Below are 9,025 nucleotides of genomic sequence, written 5' to 3'. Positions count from 1 at the left end.
CAATACCAGCGCACCGCCCACAGGATCACATCACCCTGGAAATGGCGCCACTTGAAATCCGTCATCGTTCCGTCCGTCCAATCTCCGCCAAGCATGCTCAAGCTTCACGATTTTTGCAACAGAGCCCCCAAAAGCGGCCGATCCGCTAACCACTAATTCCGCTTCACGTTAGTAGATCTATAATCAGAATCTTATCGTTGTCCAAACGCCAGTAAAAAGAGCGTCAGAGTAGCCGGCGCGGGTTAGTACCCTGTCTGCGCGCAGATACTCGGCTCGGATCGTCGCTCCGCACGTTCGCCCATCTTCCAGGTGCCTTGACCCATCGAAGGCACGACTTCCCCGCCCGGCAGCGTCACGCATCTCATATGCTTTCGCTCCTTCAATGTTCTCGGCTACTCGTTGAAGGTAGGCGGATATGTCGGTCACGGCCACGTATAATCGAACATCGATACACCTGGTGTCACAACCGGTCGGTTGTGACACCAGCACCCGGCATTCGCGCGCGTGCGGTTTTGCGAAGGTCAGAACCCCGCTTCATAATATCAGCTGCTGGGATCGACAGCCCAGCTCGGTCGTGACCGCCACATGGCCGCTGCCGAAAAGACCAATTCCGGGCTAACGTGAATCTGTGTCCGAATAATGCACAGGGGCCTGTTCGCCAGCGGCGAGGATCTCGCCGGGATCATGGACGCGCTGCGCTGGAAGAGCCCGCGCATGCCGCTCGCCTACAACCGCAATCTCGCCGCCGAGCAGGGGGCGGCGGGGCGGCTCATGGCCAAGATCGGATAGCGTTGGACAATTCCTGCTAGGCAGCTTCGGGATGACGTCCACACCGGCTCGAACGGCGTGGACGCACGGGTTTCTATCCTACGGCGGCGGAGTAAGGTTGCAGCCATCCGGGATGCTCGGCCGTTTTAAGTTTTACTCGAGGAAATGAATGGTGTGAGCGCCGCCGCCCTGTTTGTTCCAGCTAGTACCATCGTCGATGGGCAAGGACTTGGCAAACCTGACGCTACCCGGCGTGGCGAAGCCGATAGGAACGCCTTCTCCACCTGATCGACGGGTTGCCCCCGATGTCCTTCCAGCGGGAGCTGTCATCCTAGAAAATGCAGAACGGCTGTCGCAAACGGCTTGGCCTGTTCCACGTTTGAGAGGTGCGCTGCCTTCAGCGTGACCAGACGGGCGTCGCGGGCGCTTTCGGTAAGGAAGCGTGCGTCGGCGATGGAAGTGGAAGGGTCTTCGCTTCCGGCGATCACCAGCGTGGGCGTGCGGTTCAAGCCCGCGGTCGGGCGCTGATCCATGTCGCGGATGGCAGCACAGCAGCCGGCATAGCCAACAGGATCATTGGCGAGGAGCATCGCGCGGACCGGCGCGACGGCAGCAAGGTCACTCGCTGGAAAGGCGGGGGTAAACCAGCGTGTGATCGAGCCTTCGGCCAAGGGAGCCATGCCGTCCTTCAACACGCCTTCGATCCGTGCCTGCCAATTCGACGGCGGCCCCATATAAGCGGCGGTATTGGCGAGGACGAGCCGGTGTAGCCGCTCGGGCGCGCGCACGGCGAGCCATTGGCCGATCATGCCACCCTTGGAAAGGCCGCAGAAATCGACCTGGCCGATGTCCAGCGCATCCAGCAGCTCGACGGCATCGCGGCCCAGCCGGTCCATCGAATACGCGCCCGGCGGCGAAGCGGAGCCGCCGTGGCCGCGGCTGTCATAGCGCAATACCCGGAAGTGTTCGGTGAACGCTGCCATCTGCGGTGCCCACATCGTCATATCGGTGCCGAGCGAGTTGGAGAGCATCAGGACCGGGGCACTCGCCGGTCCGTCGAAGCGATAGGCGATCCGGCAGCCGTCGCCGACAATGACTGTCTGTTTGTCCATCAGACGTGCTCCACCGCGACCGCCAGGCCCTGTCCGACACCGATGCACAAGGTGGCAAGGCCGAGTTTGCCGCCGCCGTGTTCCAACTGGTGCACCAAGGTCATCAGGATGCGCGCGCCCGACATGCCGAGCGGATGGCCAAGCGCGATTGCGCCGCCATTGGCATTCACGCGCGCGTCGTCATCCGCGACGCCGAGCGCGCGCAGCACGGCAAGCCCCTGCGAGGCGAAGGCTTCGTTGAGTTCGATCGCGTCGAACCGGTCGATCTTCAGCCCGAGCCGGGCCATCAGCTTTTGCGTTGCGGGCACTGGACCGATCCCCATGATGCGGGGCGGAACGCCCGCGCTCGTCATGCCGAGGATACGTGCGCGCGGGGTCAGGCCATGGCGTTTGACCGCAGCCTCGTTGGCGATGATCATCGCGGCGGCCCCGTCATTGACGCCCGAGGCATTGCCTGCCGTAACCGTGCCATCGGGACGGACGATCGGCTTGAGCTTTGCCAAACCCTCCGCCGTGGTGTCTGGCCGAGGATGTTCGTCGGTATCGACGACCGTCTCGCGGCCTTTGCGGTCGGTGATCGTGACCGGCACGATCTCCTCAGCGAAGAATCCCGCAGCCTGCGCCGCGCCGGCCCGTTGCTGGCTGCGCAAGGCGAAGGCGTCCTGATCCGCGCGCGAGACGTTGAAGTCGCTCGCGACATTCTCGCCGGTCTCGGGCATCGAATCGACGCCATAAGCCGCCTTCATCTTTGAATTGACGAAGCGCCAGCCGATCGTCGTGTCGTAGAGGGCATTGCTTCGCGAAAAGGCGCTTTCCGCCTTGGGCATCACGAAGGGCGCGCGGCTCATGCTCTCGACGCCGCCCGCGATCATCAGGTCGGTGTCGCCGGCGCGGATCGCGCGCGCGGCGATGCCGATCGCATCCAGCCCCGAGGCGCACAGCCGGTTGACGGTTGAGCCACCGACGCTGTCGGGAAATCCTGCGAGCAGGGCGGCCATCCGCGCGACATTGCGATTGTCCTCTCCCGCCTGATTGGCGCAGCCAAGAATCACATCGTCGATCGCCGCAGGGTCGAGTCCGGTGCGCTCGATCAGCGCCTTGAGCGGAATGGCCGCCAGATCGTCGGCGCGAACGGCAGACAGAGCGCCGGCATAGCGACCGAGGGGCGTGCGGATCGCATCGCAGAGGAATGCTTCGGTCATGACTTCACCTGCACGGTGAGCGGCGCGCCGGTCCGGGCGATAACCTCATCGACGCTCACGCCCGGCGCGGTCTCGACAAGGATGAGGCCGCCGGCCTTCTTGTCGACGGTGATCACCGCCAGATCGGTGATGATCAGATCGACCACGCCCTTGCCGGTGAGCGGCAGCGAGCAATGCTCGAGGATCTTGGGCGAGCCGTTCTTCGACACATGCTCCATGACGACAACCACGCGCTTGACGCCCGCGACCAGGTCCATGGCGCCGCCCATGCCCTTCACCATCTTGCCCGGAATCGTCCAGTTGGCGAGATCACCATTGGCGGCCACCTCCATCGCGCCAAGCACCGCCATGTCGATATGACCGCCCCGGATCATCGCGAAGCTGTCGGCCGAGGAGAAGAAGCTCGAGGTTGGCAGCGCGGTGATCGTCTCCTTACCTGCGTTGATGAGGTCGGGGTCCGCTTCGCCGTCATAAGGGAAGGGGCCGATGCCCAGCATCCCGTTTTCGCTCTGCAGCGTGACATTGATGCCAATGGGCACATGGTTTGCCACCAGGGTCGGGATGCCGATGCCGAGGTTCACATAATAGCCGTCGCACAGCTCCTTGGCGGCGCGCGCGGCCATCTCGTCGCGGGTCCAGCTCATGCCGCTACCTCCCGGGGCCGGGTCGTCAGCTTCTCGATCCGCTTCTCGTTGATGGTCGAAAGCACGATACGATCGACATAGATGCCCGGCGTGTGAATGCAGTCGGGATCGAAACTGCCCTCAGGCATGATCTCCTCCACCTCGACCACGGTGATCTTCCCCGCAGTCGCCATGTTCGGGTTGAAGTTACGCGCGGTCTTGCGGAACATCAAATTGCCCGCCGGATCGGCCCGCCACGCCTTGATGATTGACAGGTCGGCGCGAAGCCAGGTCTCGCGTACATAGTCCTCGCCCTCGAAGGCCTCGACCGGCTTGCCCTCGGCCACGACGGTGCCAACCCCGGTCTTTGTATAAAAGGCAGGAATGCCGGCACCGCCAGCGCGGATACGCTCGGCCAGCGTGCCCTGCGGGTTCAGTTCCAGGTCCAGTTCGCCGGAGAGATATTGCTGCTCGAACAACTTGTTTTCGCCCACATAGGAGGAGATCATCTTCTTCACCTGACGGCTTTCCAGCAGCATCCACAGGCCAAAGCCGTCCGCACCCGCGTTGTTGGAAATGACGGTGAGTTGCTTGATGCCTGACGCGCGAATTTCCGGGATCAGACTCTCCGGATTGCCAGACAGTCCGAAACCGCCAGACATGATCGTCATGCCGTCGAACAGGATGCCCGCCAGCGCGTCGGCGGGGCTTGTGAAGATCTTGCTGGCCATATGAATCTCCTTGAACGCGGCCCGCCAGCAAGCGGGCCGCTATCCTGTCGTCATCCCGCTGCGATTACGCTGCCAACGCGCGCGGACGGCTCGACGCATGAACTTCATCGGCATCATGCGCCCGCAGCATGACGAAATCGAATTCGATTTCGGCATGCTGTCCCGCGACGTCAAAACTGGTGGCCAGGGCTCCGCCGCTTTGGTGCGTCACCGGCGGGATCAGTTCCTCGCGCGTCGCATAGGCGAAATCATCGCGCAGATACGGATCGCCATCTATATTGATCTGCGTGGTCAGATGCCGGTGGCTATCCGCCGAAATGAAGAAGTGGATGTGCGCGGGACGATTGGTGTGGCGGCCGATCGCCTTGAGGATCGTCTCGGTCGAGCCTCCCGGCGGGCAGGAATAGCCCGACGGTATGATGCTGCGGAAGGCATAGCGCCCATCGGCATCGGCAATGATGGTACGACGCAGATTATAATCGCTCTGGGTCTTGTCGAAATAGGAATAGTTGCCCAGCGTATTGGCGTGCCAGACCTCAACCTTGGCGCCGGGCAGGGGCGTGCCGTCCGCGCCGCGCACCTGACCATGCATGATCAGCACTTCGCCCTTGTCGGCGCCGTCGTCGAGGCGCGCGGTTCCGTTGGTCACAGGGGCGCCGGCGACATAAAGCGGTCCTTCGATAGTGCGAGGCGTTCCGCTTGCCACGCCTTCGGCGGCGTCGATCGCATCGGCGCGCAGATCGAGATAATGTTCGATGCCGAGACCGGCGGCCCACAACCCATATTCGCCCGAGCCTTGCGCGGCGAAATTGAGCGCGGTCCAAAGTTCGTCGTCGGTGACGTCGAATTCGTCGATCGTTGCGAACAGATCGCCCACGATGCGGCGAATGATCGCCTTGAGACGCGGGTTCCCGCTGACGACATCAAGGCCGGCCACTCGATCGAGGAGCGTTTGCACGGGAGCCGTATCAGAAAGTTTCAAAGTCATGTCTTCTCTCCTTGAATTGTGGGGTTCCGCGGGCGCGGTCAGCGATCATCCGCGTGAATGGAGGACGGATGGCGGCAAAGCGGGGTGACCGCGATCTCCATGAACGGAAACAGCGGGAGCGTGCTCACCAGATCGTGAAGCTCCTGTCCGTCGGCCACGTCGAAGATGCTGATATTCGAATATTGTCCCGCGACCCGCCAGATATGACGCCATTTCCCCTGTTGCTGCAATTCCTGGGATCGCGCTTTCTCGACCCGCTTGAGCTCCTCCGCCTTGGCGGGATCGAGATCGTACGGAATGCGAACGTCCATCCGAACATGAAACAGCATCGGTTAACTCCTCGTGCTAGTTTGGGCGGTGGTGTGGAGCGTGGGGCGATTTGCATCGCGGCGGAAAAAGGCGACGCGGTCCTCGTCCAGCGACACGCCGAGGCCCGGTCCTTCCGGTACGATCAGCGCGAAATCTGAATAAACGAGCGGCTCGGCCAATATTTCCTCGGTCAACAGCAGCGGGCCGAACAATTCGGTCTGGAAAGCCAGATCGTGGAACGTCGCGAAGACATGCGCCGATGCAGCGGTGCCGACCCCGGCTTCGAGCATGGTGCCGCCATAAAGTGCAACGCCCGCCGCGTTCGCGATGGACCCCACGGCGCAGGCCGCCGTCAGCCCGCCCGACTGGGCGATCTTGACCGCGAATACGTCGGCTGCGGCATGGCTGGCAAAGTCGAAGGCGCTGGCCGGGCCGGTGAGCGATTCATCCGCCATGATCGGCACGGTGAAGCGCTGCGCCAGGCGCGCCATCGCCCCACGCAGATGGCCATCCACCGGCTGCTCCACCAGATCGCAACCGGCATCCTCGAGCATGGCGATACCCCGCGCCGCGCTGGCTTCGTCCCATGCCTTGTTGACATCGACGCGAACGCTCGCCCGGTCGCCCAGCGCCTTCTTGATAGCAGCGACATGCGCCACATCGTCCACGATGGCGCGCTTGCCGATCTTCAGCTTGAAGATGTTGTGCCGGCGCTTGGCGAGCATCTGCTCGGCCTCCTCGATATCCTGCGCCGTATTGCCGCTGGCGAGCGTCCAGGCGACGGATAGCCGATCCCGGCGGCGGCCGCCGAGCAACTCCGACACGGGAAGCCCGACCCGCTGCCCCATCGCGTCGAGAAGGGCCGTTTCCACCGCGCATTTGGCAAAGCGATTGCCGACGATCGTCTTGCCCAGCCGGTCCATCAGTTTGGCGGGCCGGGTAGGATCGGTGCCCAGCATCAGCGGCGCGAAATAGGTGTCGAGCGCGAGCTTGATGCCTTCGGGGCTTTCCTCGCCATAGCTGAGGCCGCCGATGGTCGTTCCCTCGCCAATGCCCGCGATGCCATCCGAGCTGCGGATGGTGACGAGCACCACCGTCTGCTGCTGCATCGTCGTCATCGAGAGAACATGCGGGCGAATCGTGGGCAGATCGACGAGGCATGTCTCAATGGCGTCGATGGTCGTGCTCATCAGCGGGATCCTTGCTGGAGATTGGTGGTATGAAGGTCTGCGACACCCACATTTCCTGCCTTGTTAGCCGCGGCGAAGGCTTTGACATGGGTCCGGAACAGAGCGAGCGTCGCGGAGCGGTTGTCACGGCGATAGGACAGGCTGAGCCGCGTCATGGGCGTTGGCGCCATCAGAGGCCGATAGGCCACCCCCAGCCGCTGGGATCCCTCAACCGTCGCCGGACCCAGCGAAACTCCAGCACCCGCTGCGATCAGGCCGAGGGCGGTCTGCAGGTCCATCGTCTCATGGGCGATGACCGGCGAAAAACCACTATCATGACAATGACGCAGGATGGTGTCCGCGAAGCTGGGACGCGGGGAGCGTGGATAGAGAATGAAGGGGTGGTGCGCGAGATCCCCAAGCGCGATCTCCTGCCGCGCCGTGAGCGGATCGATATCGGGCAGGGCGACGATCAGAGGCTCTTCCAGCACGGTCTCGTCGATCACTTCGGGGTCGTCGATCGCTGGCCGCGCGAAGGCGATATCAATCGTGCGCTCAATCAGGCCGACGCGCAGTTCCGCAGTGTTCATGGCGTGAAGTATCAGGTCGACATCGGAATGGTCGGTTCGAAAGGCGTTCAACACTCTCGGCAGTATCGAATAGGTCGCCGAGCCGACAAAGCCCACATTGAGCACACCGGTGGCGCCTTCTGCCGCGCGGCGTGCGACCCGCGCGGCCTCGACGATACGGCCCAATATGTCGCGCGCGCGCGGAAGCAGCACCTCTCCCGCGATCGTGAGCCGGATCTGATTGCGTGTCCGGTCGAAAAGGGTGGCACCGATCGCGCTCTCAAGTTCGACCATCTGCCGGCTGAGCGCGGGTTGCGCGATATGGAGACGCTCCGATGCCCGACCGAAATGGAGTTCTTCGGCAATGGCCACGAAATAGCGCAAGCGCCGCACATCGACGCCCGAGGCGTCGGCAAAGAGATCGACCACGGTCATGAGCGAGCCCCCAACGCGGATGCGTGGAGTGACGGGTTTGTGCTGTGCATAGCCATTATGTCGCTCCTCTCACCGGCTTGTTAGCCCTTTGGCTCTTGCGGCCGTTCCACCAACGTCCGCCTATTTGGCTGATTCTGCCAATAGCATTTCCCTAATATGCAATGCCGAAACGGCATTGGGATGGACATGATAATAGCATATGTGTGCTCGACTGCATTGCCGCCGCGATGACAGGCCCAGATAAAATCGCGAAACGGCATCACATATTGCTGATTTGCTATTTGTATCCCGCCGCAGCGGCGCTCAACCTCAACGCAAGCCGGACCATCGGTATCGAAGCTGTGACGCGCAAGTGTTGCTCGACGCCGACGAGAAACATGTGGCTGCGACAGGAGACGGGATATGCGTAAATTTGCGACCGGAATCGCGATAATCGCGGCATCGACATTGCCTGGCATCGCCCAGGCGAGCGAGAATGGCGGCGGAGCCTATCCCAATGGCGCCGAGGCGCTCGATATCGCTGCCTTGCCGCCTCCGGGAACCTATCTGCTCGATTACGCGAACTACTACACCGCAGACCGACTGAACGATGCCGACGGGAAGACTGAACGATGCCGACGGGAAGAGCCTCGTCCCCGATTTCAGGATCGACGCCATCGCCAATATCGCCCGCTTCGTCCATGTGACCGACACCAAATTCCTGGGCGCGACCGTGGCGATGCAGGCCTTCGTCCCCTTGGTCGACCTGAAAGTCCGGGCAGGCGGCGTTCGCGACCACAAGTTCGGGTTGGGAGACATGATCGTCAACCCGCTGGTGCTCGGCTGGAACAAGGGCAATTGGCACTATATCCTGACGATGGATACTTTTGTGCCAACAGGCCGCTACAATAAGAACGACCTCGCCAATATTGGCCGGAACTACTGGACGTTCGAACCACTGGTCGCGATATCCTACAAGAACCCCAAGGGAGGCCCGGAATTTTCAGCAAAAATGGCTCTGTTGCAAAAATCGTGAAGCTTGAGCATGCTTGGCGGAGATTGGACGGACGGAACGATGACGGATTTCAAGTGGCGCCATTTCCAGGGTGATGTGATCCTGTGGGCGGTGCGCTGGTATTG

The 9,025-nt window shown here is 62.2% G+C and carries 9 protein-coding genes and 1 pseudogene; 2 read left to right on the top strand and 8 right to left on the bottom strand.

The features are described 5' to 3' along the window. Positions 1 to 639: 639 nt before the first annotated feature. Positions 640 to 789 (top strand): annotated as a pseudogene (locus WA070_RS05300) (integrase); the annotation flags it as partial. Between the two features lie 305 nt (positions 790 to 1,094). Here WA070_RS05300 and pcaD read toward each other — a convergent pair. The 8 genes from pcaD to WA070_RS05260 form a co-directional block, all read right to left on the bottom strand. Next, entirely contained in the window at positions 1,095 to 1,880 is a 786-nt protein-coding gene (gene pcaD / locus WA070_RS05295; RefSeq protein WP_275488689.1) for a 3-oxoadipate enol-lactonase, read from the bottom strand. After that, complete coding sequence (gene pcaF, locus WA070_RS05290) at positions 1,880 to 3,082, bottom strand: 3-oxoadipyl-CoA thiolase (RefSeq protein WP_275488690.1); 1,203 nt, start codon at positions 3,080 to 3,082, stop codon at positions 1,880 to 1,882. Before pcaF ends, pcaD begins: the two co-directional genes overlap by 1 nt. Then, positions 3,079 to 3,726, bottom strand: a complete 648-nt coding sequence (locus WA070_RS05285) for a 3-oxoacid CoA-transferase subunit B (RefSeq protein ID WP_275488691.1) — start codon at positions 3,724 to 3,726, stop codon at positions 3,079 to 3,081. The genes pcaF and WA070_RS05285 overlap by 4 nt, the downstream gene beginning before the upstream one ends. Then, positions 3,723 to 4,436 carry a CoA transferase subunit A gene (locus WA070_RS05280; RefSeq protein ID WP_275488692.1) on the bottom strand — a complete coding sequence of 238 codons (714 nt, stop codon included), beginning with the start codon at positions 4,434 to 4,436 and terminating at the stop codon, positions 3,723 to 3,725. Before WA070_RS05280 ends, WA070_RS05285 begins: the two co-directional genes overlap by 4 nt. 64 nt (positions 4,437 to 4,500) lie before the next feature. Beyond that, positions 4,501 to 5,424 (bottom strand): catechol 1,2-dioxygenase, encoded by a 924-nt coding sequence (gene catA / locus WA070_RS05275; protein ID WP_422633088.1) that lies wholly within the window; start codon positions 5,422 to 5,424, stop codon positions 4,501 to 4,503. Between the two features lie 38 nt (positions 5,425 to 5,462). Further along, complete coding sequence (catC, locus tag WA070_RS05270; protein WP_275488694.1) at positions 5,463 to 5,753, bottom strand: muconolactone Delta-isomerase; 291 nt, start codon at positions 5,751 to 5,753, stop codon at positions 5,463 to 5,465. Positions 5,754 to 5,756: 3 nt separating this feature from the next. Then, entirely contained in the window at positions 5,757 to 6,923 is a 1,167-nt protein-coding gene (locus WA070_RS05265) for a muconate/chloromuconate family cycloisomerase (RefSeq protein WP_422633087.1), read from the bottom strand. Further along, positions 6,923 to 7,906: a LysR family transcriptional regulator gene (locus WA070_RS05260; protein WP_422633086.1), complete on the bottom strand. Its 984-nt coding sequence runs from the start codon at positions 7,904 to 7,906 to the stop codon at positions 6,923 to 6,925. The genes WA070_RS05265 and WA070_RS05260 overlap by 1 nt, the downstream gene beginning before the upstream one ends. Before the next feature lie 589 nt (positions 7,907 to 8,495). On the opposite strand from WA070_RS05260, the gene WA070_RS05255 reads away from it, so the two are divergent. Next, positions 8,496 to 8,921 (top strand): SphA family protein, encoded by a 426-nt coding sequence (locus WA070_RS05255; RefSeq protein ID WP_422633085.1) that lies wholly within the window; start codon positions 8,496 to 8,498, stop codon positions 8,919 to 8,921. Positions 8,922 to 9,025 lie beyond the last annotated feature (104 nt).

This window comes from Sphingobium sp., assembly GCF_049304695.1.
Classification (GTDB): domain Bacteria; phylum Pseudomonadota; class Alphaproteobacteria; order Sphingomonadales; family Sphingomonadaceae; genus Sphingobium.
This window is presented reverse-complemented; position numbering and strand designations above follow the sequence as displayed.

Bases quoted from the DNA above. Each gene is read 5' to 3' on its own strand.
- catC (WP_275488694.1), bottom strand. From the start codon at position 5,753: ATGCTGTTTCATGTTCGGATGGACGTTCGCATTCCGTACGATCTCGAT.
- catA (WP_422633088.1), bottom strand. From the start codon at position 5,424: ATGACTTTGAAACTTTCTGATACGGCTCCCGTGCAAACGCTCCTCGAT.
- WA070_RS05280 (WP_275488692.1), bottom strand. From the start codon at position 4,436: ATGGCCAGCAAGATCTTCACAAGCCCCGCCGACGCGCTGGCGGGCATC.
- WA070_RS05265 (WP_422633087.1), bottom strand. From the start codon at position 6,923: ATGAGCACGACCATCGACGCCATTGAGACATGCCTCGTCGATCTGCCC.
- WA070_RS05255 (WP_422633085.1), top strand. From the start codon at position 8,496: ATGCCGACGGGAAGACTGAACGATGCCGACGGGAAGAGCCTCGTCCCC.
- pcaD (WP_275488689.1), bottom strand. From the start codon at position 1,880: ATGGACAAACAGACAGTCATTGTCGGCGACGGCTGCCGGATCGCCTAT.
- pcaF (WP_275488690.1), bottom strand. From the start codon at position 3,082: ATGACCGAAGCATTCCTCTGCGATGCGATCCGCACGCCCCTCGGTCGC.
- WA070_RS05285 (WP_275488691.1), bottom strand. From the start codon at position 3,726: ATGAGCTGGACCCGCGACGAGATGGCCGCGCGCGCCGCCAAGGAGCTG.
- WA070_RS05260 (WP_422633086.1), bottom strand. From the start codon at position 7,906: ATGACCGTGGTCGATCTCTTTGCCGACGCCTCGGGCGTCGATGTGCGG.